Annotated in this window: 17 protein-coding genes and 1 tRNA gene; 11 read left to right on the top strand and 7 right to left on the bottom strand. The window is 57.1% G+C overall.

Annotated elements, in window-relative coordinates; genetic code table 11:
* Positions 1 to 271 precede the first annotated feature (271 nt).
* Both trpD and ACQY4M_RS08990 read right to left on the bottom strand, forming a co-directional pair.
* A complete protein-coding gene (trpD, locus tag ACQY4M_RS08995; RefSeq protein WP_428543294.1) occupies positions 272 to 1,285 on the bottom strand; it encodes an anthranilate phosphoribosyltransferase in 1,014 nt (337 codons plus the stop codon).
* Positions 1,282 to 1,878, bottom strand: a complete 597-nt coding sequence (locus ACQY4M_RS08990) for an anthranilate synthase component II (RefSeq protein WP_428543292.1) — start codon at positions 1,876 to 1,878, stop codon at positions 1,282 to 1,284. Before ACQY4M_RS08990 ends, trpD begins: the two co-directional genes overlap by 4 nt.
* Before the next feature lie 140 nt (positions 1,879 to 2,018).
* Here ACQY4M_RS08990 and ACQY4M_RS08985 point away from each other — a divergent pair, with 140 nt between their 5' ends.
* From ACQY4M_RS08985 to ACQY4M_RS08970, 4 genes are all read left to right on the top strand, one after another.
* Complete coding sequence (locus ACQY4M_RS08985) at positions 2,019 to 3,608, top strand: divergent polysaccharide deacetylase family protein (protein ID WP_428543290.1); 1,590 nt, start codon at positions 2,019 to 2,021, stop codon at positions 3,606 to 3,608.
* Positions 3,609 to 3,792: 184 nt separating this feature from the next.
* Positions 3,793 to 4,836, top strand: coding sequence for an IS5 family transposase (locus ACQY4M_RS08980; RefSeq protein WP_428539227.1), 1,044 nt, complete (start codon positions 3,793 to 3,795; stop codon positions 4,834 to 4,836).
* Between the two features lie 65 nt (positions 4,837 to 4,901).
* Positions 4,902 to 5,081 (top strand): hypothetical protein, encoded by a 180-nt coding sequence (locus ACQY4M_RS08975; protein WP_428543288.1) that lies wholly within the window; start codon positions 4,902 to 4,904, stop codon positions 5,079 to 5,081.
* A 4-nt stretch (positions 5,082 to 5,085) separates the two neighbouring features.
* Positions 5,086 to 5,541, top strand: coding sequence for a hypothetical protein (locus tag ACQY4M_RS08970; protein WP_428543286.1), 456 nt, complete (start codon positions 5,086 to 5,088; stop codon positions 5,539 to 5,541).
* Between the two features lie 37 nt (positions 5,542 to 5,578).
* Here ACQY4M_RS08970 and ACQY4M_RS08965 read toward each other — a convergent pair whose 3' ends face one another.
* From ACQY4M_RS08965 to pdxH, 5 genes are all read right to left on the bottom strand, one after another.
* Positions 5,579 to 6,805, bottom strand: coding sequence for an IS256 family transposase (locus ACQY4M_RS08965; protein ID WP_428539582.1), 1,227 nt, complete (start codon positions 6,803 to 6,805; stop codon positions 5,579 to 5,581).
* Between the two features lie 229 nt (positions 6,806 to 7,034).
* Positions 7,035 to 7,111, bottom strand: a tRNA-Pro gene (locus ACQY4M_RS08960).
* Between the two features lie 80 nt (positions 7,112 to 7,191).
* Positions 7,192 to 7,653, bottom strand: coding sequence for a DUF192 domain-containing protein (locus ACQY4M_RS08955; RefSeq protein WP_428543284.1), 462 nt, complete (start codon positions 7,651 to 7,653; stop codon positions 7,192 to 7,194).
* A 41-nt stretch (positions 7,654 to 7,694) separates the two neighbouring features.
* Positions 7,695 to 8,201: a cold-shock protein gene (locus tag ACQY4M_RS08950; RefSeq protein ID WP_428543282.1), complete on the bottom strand. Its 507-nt coding sequence runs from the start codon at positions 8,199 to 8,201 to the stop codon at positions 7,695 to 7,697.
* A gap of 144 nt (positions 8,202 to 8,345) precedes the next feature.
* On the bottom strand, positions 8,346 to 8,951 hold the full coding sequence (gene pdxH, locus ACQY4M_RS08945) for a pyridoxamine 5'-phosphate oxidase (protein ID WP_428543280.1): 606 nt from the start codon (positions 8,949 to 8,951) through the stop codon (positions 8,346 to 8,348).
* Between the two features lie 155 nt (positions 8,952 to 9,106).
* Between pdxH and fabI the strand changes: the two genes are divergently transcribed.
* From fabI to trpE, 7 genes are all read left to right on the top strand, one after another.
* Positions 9,107 to 9,925, top strand: a complete 819-nt coding sequence (gene fabI, locus ACQY4M_RS08940; protein ID WP_428543278.1) for an enoyl-ACP reductase FabI — start codon at positions 9,107 to 9,109, stop codon at positions 9,923 to 9,925.
* The gene (locus tag ACQY4M_RS08935) at positions 9,922 to 10,536 is read left to right on the top strand and encodes a LysE family translocator (RefSeq protein WP_428543276.1); all 615 of its coding nucleotides are present in this window, start codon (positions 9,922 to 9,924) and stop codon (positions 10,534 to 10,536) included. Before fabI ends, ACQY4M_RS08935 begins: the two co-directional genes overlap by 4 nt.
* A 147-nt stretch (positions 10,537 to 10,683) precedes the next feature.
* Positions 10,684 to 11,727, top strand: coding sequence for an IS5 family transposase (locus tag ACQY4M_RS08930; RefSeq protein WP_428539227.1), 1,044 nt, complete (start codon positions 10,684 to 10,686; stop codon positions 11,725 to 11,727).
* A 151-nt stretch (positions 11,728 to 11,878) separates the two neighbouring features.
* A complete protein-coding gene (gene gpt / locus ACQY4M_RS08925) occupies positions 11,879 to 12,346 on the top strand; it encodes a xanthine phosphoribosyltransferase (RefSeq protein WP_428544464.1) in 468 nt (155 codons plus the stop codon).
* A gap of 9 nt (positions 12,347 to 12,355) precedes the next feature.
* Entirely contained in the window at positions 12,356 to 13,540 is a 1,185-nt protein-coding gene (locus ACQY4M_RS08920) for an aminotransferase (RefSeq protein WP_428543274.1), read from the top strand.
* An 84-nt stretch (positions 13,541 to 13,624) separates the two neighbouring features.
* On the top strand, positions 13,625 to 15,478 hold the full coding sequence (locus ACQY4M_RS08915; protein WP_428543272.1) for a SurA N-terminal domain-containing protein: 1,854 nt from the start codon (positions 13,625 to 13,627) through the stop codon (positions 15,476 to 15,478).
* An 18-nt stretch (positions 15,479 to 15,496) separates the two neighbouring features.
* Positions 15,497 to 17,005 carry an anthranilate synthase component I gene (gene trpE / locus ACQY4M_RS08910; protein ID WP_428543270.1) on the top strand — a complete coding sequence of 503 codons (1,509 nt, stop codon included), beginning with the start codon at positions 15,497 to 15,499 and terminating at the stop codon, positions 17,003 to 17,005.
* Positions 17,006 to 17,127: the final 122 nt, after the last annotated feature.

Genomic DNA, 17,127 nt, shown 5'->3' with positions numbered 1-17,127 from the left:
ACCCGTCTGTCCGCCGGACCCGCAGGGGCGCAAGGTGGGCGGCCGATATCTTGCTTCAACCGAAAGCCATGGCCTCATGCAGAGGTCTTCCTAATGAAATTAGTTAAATCAATAGGGGATACTACCATGAATAGGGATGTTCTGGCAGGCGGGAATACCTTACCAGCAGCAATTCGCGCACAAGGAACCGTATATCCAGCTGAACGCATGCATTTGATGCCCGCAGCCTTTGCTGGAAATACGGTGCTTTTGCAGTGAAACGCGAAGCGCTCTAGGCGGACGTCAGCCGTGCCAGTGCCTCGATCTTCTCTTTGGCCGCGCCGCTATCAATGCTTTGGGCCGCCAGTTTGGCACCGTCCATAAGGTTGTCCACCTTGCCCGCCACCAGCAGGGCCGCGGCGGCGTTCAGCAGCACTGCATCACGATAGGCGGATTTTTCGCCGTCCAGCAGGGCGCGAAAGGCCGCGCCATTTTCTTCGGGGGTGCCGCCAAGGATGTCTTCGAACGGATGCACGGGCAGGCCGGCGTCTTCGGGATTGACCTCGAATTCTGTCACCTTGCCGTCCTCAAGGGCGGCAACCCAGCTTACACCGGCAATCGACAATTCATCCGTGCCGTCCGAGCCATGCACCAGCCATGCCTTTTCCGCCCCCAACTCACCCAGCGTTTCGGCCATAGGGCGGATCAGGTCGCGGGAAAAGGCGCCGGTCAGTTGGCGTTTTACACCGGCCGGATTGGTTAACGGACCAAGGATGTTGAAAATCGTGCGCGTGCCCAGTTCGGCGCGGGTTGGCATGACATGGGCAATGGCGGGATGATGCATGGGGGCCATCATGAAGGCAATGCCGACAGTTTCTATGGCTTTTTCAACCACTTCCGGCCCGACCATCACGTTAATGCCCATCTGCCCCAGCGCATCCGCCGCACCGGATTTTGACGACAGGTTGCGGTTGCCGTGTTTGGCAACGGTCACACCCGCCCCGGCCACCACAAAGGCGGTGGCGGTCGAAATGTTCAGCGTGCCTTTGCCATCGCCGCCGGTTCCAACGATGTCCATCGCATCCGCCGGTGCCTTTACCGCATTGCATTTGTCGCGCATCACCTTGGCGGCGGCGGCGTATTCCTGCACCGTTTCGCCACGGGTGCGCAGCGCCATCAGCAATCCGCCGATTTGGCTGGGGGTGGCGTCGCCATCAAACAGGATGCCGAAGGCCTGTTCGGCCTGCTCGCGGGTCAGGGGGCCTTCGGCGGCGGCGTGGATCAGGGGTTTAAGCGCATCAATCATGCGGCCACCTCTTTGGTCTTGATACCTGCAATATCCAGAAAATTCTGTAGCAATTTGTGCCCGTGTTCCGAGGCAATCGATTCCGGATGGAACTGCACTCCGTGGATCGGCAATTCTTTGTGGCGTAGACCCATGATGGTGCCGTCCTCAAGTTCGGCATTCACAACCAGACAATCAGGCAGGCTCTCGCGCTCGACAATCAGCGAATGATAGCGGGTGGCGTCAAAGGGCGAGGGCAGACCGGCAAAGACGCCGGTGCCGTCATGCTGCATTTTGCCCATCTTGCCATGCACGATTTCATGGCAGCGCACCACCTTGCCGCCGAACATTTCACCAATCGCCTGATGGCCCAGACAAACGCCCATCAAAGGCACCTGTGCGGCCGCGGCGGCGCGGGTCAGCTCCAGACAAATGCCCGCCTGCGCCGGATCACAGGGGCCGGGGGACAACAGGATCGCCTCGGGGGCCATCGCCATGGCCTCGTTCACGCCAAGGGCATCGTTGCGTTTGACCACAACATCGGCCCCCAGCTCGCCCAGATAATGCACCAGATTGTAGGTGAAACTGTCGTAATTATCTATCAGAAGCAGCATAGTTTCGCTTTCATTTACCTGTTGGCGCATAAAATGGGTGAATATGCGCCTGTGTCGGGTTATACATCCCCCAGAGGCGCCATAGGGTCAAGGCCCGACAACAATAGGCGCAGATACAGGTAGCATAAGGCAGAGCGATTATGGCACGCGGATTTGTTTCAGGTGTAGTCTGGGGATTTGTGGTTTCGGGGGTTGGTGTGGCCGGTGCCTCGTTATTGGCGGGGAATGAAAGCCGTGTGGTGCTTGCGCCAATGGCCCAGCCGGAAAAACCGGCTGTTGAAGCGCCGGCTGTTGCGCCCGAAGTGGCGGAGCCAAAGGCTGCCGAGCCAGCAATGGACACACCGGATGCTGTGGCCGAACCGGAACCCGAACCCGAAGCAGCACCCTCTGATCCCGTGAAAGCCGCGGAACCGGAAACGCCGGTTGAGGAGCCGCAAACCGCGCCCGATGATACAACGCAAGATGATGCAACGGATGGCGCGTCAGAGGCGGTCGTGAGTGATGAGCAACAAACGCCTGCTGCCGATCCGGTCGAAGAGGTGGAACCCGTCGCGCCGGTTGAAGATCAGGTCGAAGCTGCCGCACCGGAAACGATGACCATCGAGGCCGAGGAAGTCACCGAACCGGTTACATCCGAGGTAACAATCCCGGCTGAGTCGGAAGTGGTTGAACCAGAACAGCCGGAAATGGCGCAGCCTGTGGAAACGCCTGCGAACGAAGAACCGGCACCTGCGCCGGAAACGTCCGAAGCCATGGCCGAGGATTCAGCAGCCGAGGTCACACCGCAAGAGGATCCTGTGCCCGAGGTTGTTGAAGAGGACGCGGTTGAGCCAGCCGCACCGGAAACAGATACCGCTGAACCCAGAATAGCTGCATTGCCGCAAATCACGGCGCCAGAGCCATCTGACGAAGTCGCAACTGAACCGCAAGCTGAAACCCCCGAGGCTGATGCAGCTCCGGAAGCTGACACAACAGGCGCGAATATCCGGCGTTTGCCCACCATCGGTGGTCCGGTCGAACCCGAGACAGACGCACCTGCAACAAGTGATCAGGCGGATGTAGATCAAACTACAGAAGGGGCGTTGACCCGCTTTGCAATGTCGTTTGAAAACCCAGATGCCAAGCCGATGCTGTCAGTGGTTCTGATCGATACTCCAGATGCGCCGATATCGGATGAAGCGCTTGCGCAACTGCCGTTTCCGCTTAGTTTTGCTATTGATGCCACGCGTGATGACGCAAGCGAAGCTGCGGCGCGCTATCGGGCTGCTGGTTTCGAGGTATTGTTGGTAACGAACCTGCCAAAGGGGGCAAGTGCCAGCGATGTCGCCGTTGCTTTCGAGGCTTATATGAATGCGGTCCCCGAAGCCGTAGCTGTTCTGGATCGTGATGCAACTTCGGCCGAGGCCCAACAGATCGCGGGTATCCTGGCCGATCGCGGATTTGGATTGGTGACGCCCAGCAAGGGCCTGAACTCGGCCCAGAAAGCGGCACAACGCGAAGGTGTGCCTGCGGCACTGATCTTTCGGGAACTGGATGCCGGAAACGAAGAAGTACCGGCAATCCGCCAATATCTGGACCGCGCGGCGTTTCGTGCCGCGCAAGAGGGTAGTGTGATCATGCTGGGTCACACCCGTCCCGAAACCATCGAGGCGCTGGTGCTATGGGCACTGGAAGGCCGCGCCGCCAGTGTGGCGATTGCACCGGTGTCGGCGGTGTTGAAGGGGGGGTAGTGGCCTGTTTGTGCTCTTGACATATTTGTTATCAGGAGGCGCGGACAATGCTTAACCCACCATTTATTGCAGCCCTGACACCTTCTTCCCTTATGGAGGGAACCTCTAAAAATCCCCCAAAATCCGGCCTGACGGGGTAGAATCGTCATCAGGATGAAAATGATTCGACCGACGGGGTTTTGTCATGGGTCAGATGGGATTTTTTGATCTTTCCAGCCGATACGCGGGACTGGACAAATCTGGTGATCCGCTGGTGTTGCTCAACGACATGGTGCCGTTCGAGGATTACCGGGACGAGCTGAAGGCCATATGGCGCACGCCGCCCGAACAGCGCAAATCCAACGCTGGCCGCCCGCCTTGGGATGAGGTGCTGATATTCAAGACGATGGTTTTGCAGCAGCTCTACAACCTCTCTGACGATCAGATCGAGTATCAGATCCGCGACCGCCTGTCGTTCATGCGGTTTCTCGGCCTTGGCATTGAAGACAGCGTACCTGACGCCAAGACCATCTGGGCCTACCGTGAAAGGCTGGCCGGGGCCGGGAAGATGAAGGAGCTGTTTGACAAGTTCGATGCCTTTCTGCGCGAAAAGGGCTATCTGGCGATGGGCGGGCAGATTGTTGATGCGAGCATCGTTCCGGCGCCGCGCCAGCACAACAAAAGGGACGAGAACGAGAAAATCAAGGCGGGCGAAACGCCTGAAGAGTGGGAGGAAAAACCCCACAAGAAGCGCCAGAAGGACGTGGATGCGCGCTGGACGAAGAAGCACGGCAAGAGCTATTACGGCTACAAGAACCACATCAATGTCGACCGGCGGCACAAATTCATCCGCGCTTATGATGTCACCGATGCCGCCGTGCATGACAGCCAGGCGCTTGCCGGTCTGATTGATGCGAGCAACACCTCATCGGACCTGTGGGCCGACAGCGCCTATCGCTCGCAAAAGATCGAAAGCGAGCTGGAAGAGCGGGGGCTTCACAGCCATATCCATCACAAGGGCAGGCGCGGCAAGCCGCTTGGCGAGCGCCAGCAAAAGGCCAACCGGAGGCGCTCGAAAGTGCGGGTCCGGGTCGAGCATGTATTCGCTTTTCAGGAGCGCTCCATGGGCGGCAAGCTGATCCGCTCCATCGGCCTGAAGCGGGCGCGATTTCGCATCGGGATGATGAACCTGGTCTACAACATGAAGCGCTTCGTCCAGTTCGAATGCGGCCTGGCGGCGCCGGGATAAGGGTTCATGGGGTGAGGTGTGCCTGAAATACCCAAAACCGGCTTGAAACCGGTGAAAATGGGTTTATGATCCGAAGCAATCAGGCGGGACAGGCGAAAAACCGTCCACCCCGCCGCGAAGAAGGCGAAAACGGGAATTTACAGAGGTTCCCTGGAGTTAATGCAATCGTTAGCTGTCTTGGATGCAATTTTATGCCCAGAGGTGCATTTTCGTTATTACTCTTTCAATTCGCGCTGGGGACCTGACGAGATGTTGGGAAAGATCGACAACGGTTCGGGTGATGATGTATTTTGCCTTTTTAACGGCGACGGTTGTTACATTAAGGGGTTCGCGCATGAATATCAGGATGGAGCACCCTCGCCCGAAATGTTTTTCCGTGATGTTCCCGTAGCGTTTAATCAGGCTGCGCAAGAACCCGCATTTTCACCGGAATATGTCTCGTATTGTTTTTGGCGGATGAACGATGGGCGGGGATGGGAAAGCAGCATTGCGTGGGACGAAATAGATACGGACGTGTATTTCTTGCTGGAAGATCTGGTGGGGAACCCGGTAACTTACCTGAAATTCGCAGCCGATTATTACGTGGTTAAACTGGATTCTGATCCAGTCGCCTCGGTGTTTAACCAACATCCGGTTACTAAAGCGCTAGCAATCGCACTTAATCCTGAAATCGACTGGTTGTGTCTCGAAAGTGGTGGAAATTGATTTCAGGCACCTCCGAGCGGGTTGAGTTATGCGCCGGTCAGGCGGCTTGGTCAAGGGTTGCGTCGGCGACGGGCTGAGCGAGCGTTTCCCAGCCATCGACCTTTCGCATGACGATCTGCCCCGAGGCCATCAGAGCCCAAAGCAGCATCGGCACGGTCTCGGCGCATGGCAGCACGGTCTGGGTCTTGATGCGGCGGCGGAATTCCTCGTTCAGGCGTTCGATCGCATTTGTCGTTCTGGCCGATTTCCACTGGCCTTGTGGCAGACGCGTGAAGGTGAAAAGCTTATCTCCTGCTTCTTCCAAGCTGTCAGCGACGGCCTTGCATTTCAGCCGCCATTTTCGCAGAAATGCCTTGCGGCGGGTGGCGATTTCCTCGGGTGTTTTGGCGTAGATCATGTCGCGGTAATCTTCTGTCAACTCATCATGCATACGCTTGGGTGCCTTGGCCAGAAGGTTGCGGTGCTTGTGCACCGTGCACCTCTGGATCGGCAGATCTTCACCCCAGAGGGCAATGAGAGCGACCTCAAGTCCCGGTGCCCCGTCCACGATGACAAATTCGGGCCGTTTCAACCCGCGCGCATCCAGATCGTTGATGAACTGACGCCAGGCGGAGGTGCTTTCGCCGCCCATGTTCATCAGTGATAACAAGACCTTCTGCCCATCCCGGCGCACGCCAATCGCGGCCAGAACCGAGATATTGGTGGCCTTCCTGTCAATCCGCGTTTTGATCACGGTGCCGTCCAGGATCAGCCGCACGATGTCTTCATCCGCAAGGCTGCGGGCGCACCACGCCTGCCAGTCCACCTTCACCTTGCGCCAGGCGCGGCTCACCACATCCTTGCTGACCGCCCCCTGAAACAGGCCGAACAGGGCGCGTTTTACCCGCCGTGTGTTGGTGCCCGAAAGGTAGACAGCAGCGATCAGCGCCTCGGCCTTCTTCGTCAGCCGCTGGTAGCGGGGCAATGCCTTCGAGCGCCATTCTCTGGCCTTGCCGGCCTCGCCTGTGATCCGCGCACGCGGCACGCGCACCGTTTCGGTTCCAAATGTTCCGACCAGTTGCCGCTCGCGATGCCCGTGGCGGTATCCGGCCTTTGCCCCGCCGCTGCGGCCATACCGGCAACGGCCCAGAAACTGCTCCAGCTCCTCTTCGAAAACCGCCTCGATCGTCGCGCGGATGTTCTGGCGCAGCCGGTCTTCAATCGGGTCATAGCCTGCTTCATTGGCCAGTAGCGCGGATGTCGATGTTGCTGTATTCTTTGTCATGGCGTGATCTCCTTGGCGGTTCCAGCCGCCGGTTGGGTGGCTTCGATGCACCCGGAGATTACGCCGTCCTCGAATTTCCACCAAACTCGCGACACTACCGGCTGACTTGCCAAATTAAACTGAGAAATCACATGAAGATTCACTTTTCCTAATGCCCCGGGCTTTACGCAGGGGAAGACCTGAAACTGATTCTTGGGCCGGTGTCGGAAACAATCTTGAAAAAAGTGAATGGTCGGGACGGCAAGATTCGAACTTGCGACCTACGGTACCCAAAACCGTCGCGCTACCAGGCTGCGCTACGCCCCGAACAAGGCTTCTCTACAGAGTGTGAAAGAGATTGGAAACCCCTAGAATGCGCTTCTTTTTCAGATACCTGCGAATAATTGTCATTCTGCCGGACAAGGCCACGCCGCGATCGCCGAATCAAATGCCGGATGGCGCAGCTCGCTTCCCACGGTGATTCCCAACCCGCGCGCCATGCCGCCGTTGATTTCCAGAATCATCAGCACATTATCACCGCCATCAATCGGGGTTTCATCCAGTGGTTTGGCATTTTCGGCAATTCTGGTGACGCGACCTGTCTGGTCCAGCAAAAGCATATCCAGCGGGATCAGCGTATTCTTCATCCAGAACCGCGCGTTATGCGGGCGCTTATAAACAAACAGCATCCCAGCACTGGCCGACATTTTCTCGCGAAACATCAGCCCCTTTTGTTGTTCTTCGGCATCATCCGCCACTTCAACACTGAAATGCGCCTGCCCCCAGTCCCCGCGAATATCAACAGAGTTGGTCGAGCAGGTTTCGCTTGCTTGTGCAAAACCCGCCCCGAGGGTCAAGAAAGCAATCAAGACCCCGCGCTTTATCATGACATGGTCCTGAACGATGCATCCTAGGACAAGACCTGAGTTGCCATGCGGCCACGTTCCCCATCCGTGACGCGAATACTGATCGCCTCTCCCGGTTGCAAATCGGCCAAACCAGAGCGATGCAGAATTTCGACGTGAATAAAAACGTCTGCCGAACTTCCGAACACATTGGCAAATCCAAAACCCTTGGCTTTGTCGAACCATTTCACCCTTGCCGGCTCAAGTTCACCCAATTCCTCGTCTGATTCCGGGTCAGAAAAATCACTCATCCCGCCTTCGGTTGTGCCGACCGGGGGTGTGATTTTCAGTATTTCGACCGTCTGCATGCCACGGTCGGTTTCCTGAACCAGAATCTCGATTCTGGCCTGATCGGCAACAGAACTTTGGCCAAAATTCCGTAATACATTTGCATGCAACAGGATATCGGGGCCGCCATCATCAGCCACCACGAAACCAAATCCCTTACCTGGATCGAACCATTTCACATGGCCCGTCACCGGTTGGCGCATATTGTTTTCTTCTTCGCTCATCTCATCGTGCTCATTTATGCCCTGCGCTGCTTCACTCTCTTAGCTTTACCAAAAGGTCAACTACGTTCTTGCAAACCACCATTTTTTTGCAAGCGGAAAATATCAACTTATAAGGGAGCACTCGTTAAACAGTACAGTACTAAATTACGGGTTTAGACGCTGGATACTCCAACTGTCATGTATATTATCACGGGACCACCGGAACCGGTCATGTAATCGGAATGCCCCATCGGCCCAAAACTCTATCTCCGTGGGGGCAATCCGGTATCCGCCCCAATACGGGGGGCGCTTTGGATTTGGCCCGTGTTTTGCTGTTACTTTTGCAACTTCTGCCATCAAAGCTGCGCGTGTTGTTAATGGTTGCGATTGATGCGAGGCCCATGCCCCGAGACGGCTTTGTAATGATCGACTATTGAAATAGGCATCCGACTGGGCCTCTTCAACCTTTTCCACCAAACCGCGCACCCTGATTTGTCGACGCAAGGACTTCCAGTGCATAACAAAGGCAGCCTTGCCATTTCCTTCTATTTCCTGCCCCTTCGCACTTTCATAATTTGTATAGAAAACGAAACCTTCCGGTTCGATTTCTTTCAATAATACCATGCGTACATTGGGCATACCATCCGGGTCAACTGTCGCAAGTGCTATCGCGTTCGGATCATTGGGCTCCACGGCTTCAGCCTCGCCCAGCCATTGGCGGGCAATTCTGAAGGGATCATCCCCTAAAAAGATACCGGATCGCTTTGTCATATTGATTCCCTAACATCATCTGCGGATTACGATGGTACCAATGCCAAGGCAACCTATCCTTTCCGTTAAGTATTGGTCCGCGCACCACCCTTGATGCCATGCGCGCAATCGCCTAAAGATTGGGTTCTTATTTAAAGGTGACTGAAGGGCGCAAAATGTCAACAGGATTACTACAGGGAAAACGCGGGCTTATCATGGGGCTTGCCAACGATAAATCCATCGCATGGGGCATCGCCAAGGCCTGTGCCGATGCGGGCGCTGAACTGGCGTTCTCTTATATGGGGGATGCGTTCAAGAAACGGGTTGCCCCATTGGCCGCATCATTGGGCACAGAATTGCTGTTTGATTGCGATGCCTCAAATGCAGAGTCGCTGGACGCGATGTTTGCGGCGCTGGAAAAGGAATGGGGCACACTGGATTTTGTCGTGCATGCCATTGGTTTTTCTGACAAATCCGAATTGCGCGGCCGTTACGTCGATACCTCGCCGGAAAATTTCCGTATGACGATGGATGTTTCGGTTTACACCTTTACCGCCGTCACCCAGCGGGCAATCAAGATGATGCCTGATGGGGGATCCATCCTGACGCTGACCTATTACGGCGCCGAACAGGTGATGCCGCATTACAACGTCATGGGCGTCGCCAAGGCCGCATTGGAAGCATCGGTCAAATATCTGGCCGAGGATCTGGGCAAGGATAACATTCGCGTCAATGCCATCTCGGCCGGGCCGATCAAAACGCTGGCCGCCTCGGGCATTGGCGATTTTCGCTATATCCTGAAATGGAACGAATTGAACTCGCCTCTGCGACGCAATGTAACACAGGACGAGGTCGGGAAATCGGCACTTTACCTGCTCAGCGACCTTGCTTCGGGTGTTACGGGTGAAAACCTGCATGTGGATGCCGGTTATCACGTTGTCGGTATGAAGGCCGTTGATGCCCCCGATATTGACGTGGTCACGGGGCGCAAATGACCATAAGCGCCTTTATCGCCGTTGTCCTACTGCATCTGATGGCCGCCATCAGTCCGGGGCCGGCGGTGTTGATGGCCGCGCGCACTGGTGTGACCCAGGGGTTTGCCGCCGGTGCCGCATTGGCCGTGGGCATCGGCGTTGGTGGTGTGATCTGGGCCATGGCGGCGCTGTTCGGACTGGCGTTGTTGTTTGAATATGCGCCAATGCTGCTGACCGGTTTCAAACTGATTGGCGGCATGTTCCTGATCTATATGGCCTATAAGCTGTGGAAATCGGCAGATCAGCCACTGGTGCAAACCGGTCCCGATACACCACCCCGCAGCCTGCGTTCGGCTTTTTTATTGGGGCTGGTGACACAAATTTCTAACCCCAAACCCGCCATCCTGTTTGCCGCCATTTTTGTCGGCACAGTTCCCGCAACCGCAGGCTGGGGCACCTATGTGGCCCTGCTGGCGGCGGTCTTCTTTAACGAAACCATGTGGAACACCCTAGTTTCGCGCATCTTTTCGCTGGAAAAGACCCGCGCGGGTTACCTGAACCTGAAAGGCTGGATTGATCGGGCGTTTGGCGGGCTACTGGCCTTGCTTGGCGTCAAAATCGCTGCCACCTGAACCAAAAAAGGACTGCCAAAATGAGCGAACGCCTGCCTCATGAAAAAGGATTTCACATCAGGGAACCTCTAAAAATCCCCCAAAATCCGGCCTGACGGGGTAGAATCGTCATCAGGATGAAAATGATTCGACCGACGGGGTTTTGTCATGGGTCAGATGGGATTTTTTGATCTTTCCAGCCGATACGCGGGACTGGACAAATCTGGTGATCCGCTGGTGTTGCTCAACGACATGGTGCCGTTCGAGGATTACCGGGACGAGCTGAAGGCCATATGGCGCACGCCGCCCGAACAGCGCAAATCCAACGCTGGCCGCCCGCCTTGGGATGAGGTGCTGATATTCAAGACGATGGTTTTGCAGCAGCTCTACAACCTCTCTGACGATCAGATCGAGTATCAGATCCGCGACCGCCTGTCGTTCATGCGGTTTCTCGGCCTTGGCATTGAAGACAGCGTACCTGACGCCAAGACCATCTGGGCCTACCGTGAAAGGCTGGCCGGGGCCGGGAAGATGAAGGAGCTGTTTGACAAGTTCGATGCCTTTCTGCGCGAAAAGGGCTATCTGGCGATGGGCGGGCAGATTGTTGATGCGAGCATCGTTCCGGCGCCGCGCCAGCACAACAAAAGGGACGAGAACGAGAAAATCAAGGCGGGCGAAACGCCTGAAGAGTGGGAGGAAAAACCCCACAAGAAGCGCCAGAAGGACGTGGATGCGCGCTGGACGAAGAAGCACGGCAAGAGCTATTACGGCTACAAGAACCACATCAATGTCGACCGGCGGCACAAATTCATCCGCGCTTATGATGTCACCGATGCCGCCGTGCATGACAGCCAGGCGCTTGCCGGTCTGATTGATGCGAGCAACACCTCATCGGACCTGTGGGCCGACAGCGCCTATCGCTCGCAAAAGATCGAAAGCGAGCTGGAAGAGCGGGGGCTTCACAGCCATATCCATCACAAGGGCAGGCGCGGCAAGCCGCTTGGCGAGCGCCAGCAAAAGGCCAACCGGAGGCGCTCGAAAGTGCGGGTCCGGGTCGAGCATGTATTCGCTTTTCAGGAGCGCTCCATGGGCGGCAAGCTGATCCGCTCCATCGGCCTGAAGCGGGCGCGATTTCGCATCGGGATGATGAACCTGGTCTACAACATGAAGCGCTTCGTCCAGTTCGAATGCGGCCTGGCGGCGCCGGGATAAGGGTTCATGGGGTGAGGTGTGCCTGAAATACCCAAAACCGGCTTGAAACCGGTGAAAATGGGTTTATGATCCGAAGCAATCAGGCGGGACAGGCGAAAAACCGTCCACCCCGCCGCGAAGAAGGCGAAAACGGGAATTTACAGAGGTTCCCATCAGTTGGGACCAGATCCACCGCGACAGCCGCGCATTGGCATGGCGGCTGGATGGCAAAGGGCCGGATGACGGCACATGGAAAGCGATTGTTGCGATTACGCGTGGCGGCATGGCCCCGGCGATGATCATCGCGCGGGAACTGGACGTGCGCACGGTCGATACCATCAGCATCAAATCCTATGATCACCAGCAGCAGTCAGAAGCCAAGGTTCTGAAATCCCCTGACGCCGCCATGATGGGTGATGGCGAAGGCATTCTGATCATCGACGATCTGGTGGATACCGGCAAAACGCTGGAAGTTGTGAAAAACCTGTTCCCAAAGGCACATATCGCAACGGTTTACGCCAAACCGATGGGCCGTCCCATGGTGGACAGCTTCATCACCGAGGTATCCCAAGACACCTGGATTTTCTTCCCGTGGGATATGGCACTGCAATATGTCGAGCCATATCGCGGCAAGGATTAGGCCACTGTTATGACCCACCCCGTCAATCCAGCCATGCACGCCACCTTTCCACCCCCTGTGATGGAAGCGCGGCGCTGGCTGGAGGGGGTGGAATTCACCCGAAACAAACCGCTGATCAACGTATCCCAAGCCGCGCCCGTCGAGCCCCCACCCGACCCGTTGCTTAAGGCACTGGCGCAAACCGTCCTCAACACCCCCGAAGCACACCTGTATGGCCCTGTTCTGGGCCTTCCCGCCTTGCGATCCGAGGTGGCGCAACAATGGTCAGCGGCCTATGGTGGCGATATCACCGACAAACAGGTCGCCATCACTGCCGGTTGCAATCAGGCTTTTGCGGCCAGCATCGCCACGCTGGCCGGCGCGGGGGATGAAGTTATCATCCCAACCCCATGGTATTTCAATCATAAAATGTGGCTGGATATGCAGGGAATCAACACCATCCCCCTGCCCACAGGCACCGGCATGTTGCCCGATCCCGAATTCGCCGCCAGCCTGATCACCGACCACACCCGCGCAATTGTGCTAGTCACTCCGAACAACCCCACGGGTGCCGAATACCCCGCCGGATTGCTGCGGGCCTTTTATGATCTGGCAAAACGCCACGGCGTCGCCCTAATCGTCGATGAAACCTACCGCGATTTTGACAGCCGCGAGGGCGCTCCGCATGACCTGTTCCAGGATCCCGACTGGGACGACACGCTGATCCAGCTCTATTCCTTTTCCAAGGCATACCGGCTGACCGGTCATCGTGTCGGTGCAGTCATCGCCAGCGAAAGCCGCTTGGCCGAGGTCGAGAAATTCCTTGATACCGTCGCAATCTGCCCCAACCAGCTGGGCCAGCACGCCGCCCTTTGGGGAATGCAAAATCTGTCACAATGGCTTGCGGGGGAACGCGCTGAAATCCTGTCGCGGCGCGGGGCTATTCTGGCCGGTTTCGGCACATTGGAAAAACAGGGCTGGACCCTACTAGGCTGTGGTGCCTATTTCGCCTATGTCGAACACCCTTTCCCGATCCCGTCGGACAGGCTGGCGCAAAAACTGGTGCGCGATGCCGCTGTGTTACTGCTGCCCGGAACCATGTTTATGCCCGAAAGCGATATCAGCGGGCAGCACCAGTTGCGCATTGCCTTTGCCAATATCGATTCCAGCGGTGTTTCCCTGCTTTTTGACCGGCTAAAAACGATCACCGGCTAAGGGCCGCTAAAACCTGCGCTGCCACTCTTGCCCCCCGCCCCACAACCGCCTAAACATCGCTAAACACTATTCAGCGAGGGCCCCATGGCAAGCAGCGTTAAGAAAAAATCAGCCAATATTGTTGTCTGGATGATCCTGCTACTACTTGTCCTTGGATTGGGCGGGTTCGGTGTGACAAATTTCGGCGGTCGCACGGCTGCTGTGGCCACCGTCGGTGACACCAAAGTAGACATCAACGAATACTACAACAGTCTGCAACAGGAATTGCGCAGCTATCAGGCACAAACCGGCAAACCCGTGCCGCTATCACAAGCCATCGCGCTTGGGATTGACCGCAATGTCCTTGCCCGCCTGACAACGGCCGCGACCCTTGATAACGAAAACAAACGCATCGGCCTTTCCGTTGGTGACGACCGCGTGCGCACCGAAATTCTGGCCACCCCCGCCTTTCAGGGGCTGGACGGCAAATTCAGCCGTGAAAATTATCGCGCAGCATTGAAACGCATCGGCATGAGCGAAGCGGAATACGAGGATAAAATCCGTGCCGAAACCGCTCGTACCCTGCTGCAAGGCGCTATTATGAACGGCACCGCCGCCCCAGCTGCCATGACCGATGCCTTTATCGAATATACCCGTCAGCGGCGCAATTTCAGCTGGATCAAACTGGATTCCACTGCTCTGCCCGAACAAGTGCCAGAACCCACGGACGAGCAGCTGAAGGCCTATTACGACGCCAACGCCGCAGCCTTTACCGTGCCGGAAAAGAAACGTCTGGCCTATATCTGGGTCACCCCCGATATGATCGTGAACAAGATCGAAGTCAGCGAGGAAGATCTGCAAAAGGAATACGACAGCCGCGCCGATGAATACCAGAAACCCGAACGACGTCTGGTCGAACGGCTGATCTTCCCGGATGAGGACACCGCCAAAGCGGCCAAGGCCCGTCTGGATGCAGGCGAAGCCACATTCGAGGATCTGGTCAAGGAACGCGGTCTGGCCCTGCTGGATATCGATCTGGGCGACACCACGATTGATACGCTGGGTGATGCGGGCGAAGCCGTGTTTGCCATGGAAACCCCCGGCGTCATCGGCCCGATCAACACTAACCTTGGCCCTGCCCTGTTTCGCATGAATGGCATCCTGCCCGCCCAGACAACCACGCTGGAAGATGTGTATGTGCAGTTACAAAGCGAACTGGCCATGGACCGCGCCCGACGCCAGATTTCCGCCAGCATCACCGAGATCGACGATCTTCTGGCCGGTGGTGCCAGCCTGAAAGAAGTTGCTGGCGAAACCGATCTGGAACTGGGGCAAATCGACTGGGCCGAAGGCGACAGTGACGGCATCGCCGGTTACAACGCCTTTCGCGAGGCCGCAGCGGCTGTTCAGAGCGGCGATTATGCCGAAGCCAAAGAACTGGATGATGGCGGTATTTTTGCGATGGAATTCATCGAAACCATTCCCCCGGCCCTGAAACCGATGGATACGGTCATTTCCGATGTGACCGCCGGTTGGGAAAATGAAGAAACCGAAAAACGTCTGACCGAACTGGCCGACGGTCTGCTGGCCCGCCTGAACGAAGGCCAGACAATGGAGGCCCTGAGCTATCCCGTCACGACCGAGGAAGAAATCCTGCGCAATGCCAACATCGAAGGCATGCCTTTTGGCATGGTCCAGACCGTGTTCGAGATGGACAAGGGACAGGCCAAAACCATTGACGGCAACGGTGTGGTTTATCTGGTGCGGCTGGACGACATCCTGCCGCCCGATGAAAATGATCCCGATCTGGCCGCCACCCGCAGCGGTCTGGACACTGCCATTGCGCAGGCCCTGTCAGATGATATTTTCACTGCCTATGTGACGTCACTTCAAAGTCAGGCGGGCGTATCCGTCAACACGGCGGCAATAAACGCAGTTCACGCCCAGTTCCCGCAATGACATCCAAAGGCTGATCCCGTGGCATTAACCCCGACGTTCGAGGCCTTCGAGGCCGGTTTCAACAGTGGCAAGAACCAGCTGGTCTATACCCGTCTGGCCGCCGATCTGGACACGCCGGTATCGCTGATGCTGAAACTGTCCGAGGCCCGCACAGATAGCTTCATGCTGGAATCCGTCACCGGCGGCGAAGTGCGCGGGCGTTATTCGATCATCGGCGCCAAACCTGATCTGATCTGGCAGTGCCATGGCGAAGTCAGCCGGATAAACCGCATGGCCCGCATTGATCGCGATGCGTTTGAGGAACAATCCGGCAATCCGCTGGACAACCTGCGCGCCCTGCTGGCCGAAAGCCGTATCGACATGCCCGATGACCTGCCGCCCGCCTCGGCCGGTCTGTTCGGATACCTTGGCTATGACACCATCCGGCTGGTCGAACACCTGCCCGATGTAAACCCCGACCCTTTGGGCCTGCCCGACGCGGTGATGATGCGCCCCTCGGTCGTGGTAGTGCTGGACGGGGTGAAGGGCGAAGTGATCGTCGTCGCCCCCGCATGGGCCGACAGCGGTCTTTCCGCCAAAGCCGCCTATGCGCAGGCCGCCGAACGGGTGATGGATGCAGTGCGCGATCTGGAACGCCAGACACCCGATGCCGCCCGCGATCTGGGCGATGCCGCCCCCATTGGCTACATCCGCTGCAACTTTACCCACGAAGGTTACAAAGCAGCCGTGGAAAAGGCCAAGGATTACATCCGCGCCGGTGACATCTTTCAGGTGGTGCCAAGCCAACGCTGGGCACAAGATTTCACCCTGCCGCCATTCTCGCTCTATCGCAGTTTGCGCCGCACCAATCCGTCGCCGTTCATGTTCTATTTCAACTTTGGCGGTTTTCAGGTGATCGGCGCCAGCCCCGAAATTCTGGTGCGGGTGTTTGGCCGCGAAATCACCATCCGCCCGATCGCCGGCACCCGCCATCGCGGCGCCACACCGGACGAGGATCGCGTGCTGGAAGCGGACCTGCTGGCCGACAAGAAAGAGCTGGCCGAACACCTGATGCTGCTGGATCTGGGCCGCAACGATGTGGGCCGTGTGGCCAAAATTGGCACGGTGCACCCGACCGAGGAATTCAATGTCGAACTATACAGCCATGTGATGCACATCGTATCCAATGTCGTTGGCGAACTGGCTGATGACCAAGACGCACTATCCGCCTTTTTTGCTGGCATGCCCGCCGGCACGGTGTCCGGTGCACCCAAAGTGCGCGCGATGGAAATCATAGACGAGCTGGAGCCGGAAAAGCGCGGTGTATACGGCGGCGGTGTGGGCTATTTCGCTGCCAATGGCGACATGGACATGTGTATCGCCCTGCGCACGGCGGTGGTCAAGGACGAGACCCTGTATATTCAGGCCGGTGGCGGCGTGGTCTATGACAGCGACCCTGAAGCCGAGTATCAGGAAACCGTCAACAAGGCCAAAGCCATCCGCAAGGCTGCCGAGGATGCCGGGCTATTTGTGCGGGGGCGCAATTAGGATGCGAGCCTATCACATATCCGCAGGTTTTTATTTCTCTAGGACGTAAGGAAAGCCGATTTCGTTTATCTCGATAACAAGTTCGGAATAGTCGAGGTAGTGTCGCGAGTTTGGTGGAAATT

This window comes from Profundibacter sp., assembly GCF_965277155.1.
Lineage (GTDB): Bacteria > Pseudomonadota > Alphaproteobacteria > Rhodobacterales > Rhodobacteraceae > Profundibacter.
This window is presented reverse-complemented; position numbering and strand designations above follow the sequence as displayed.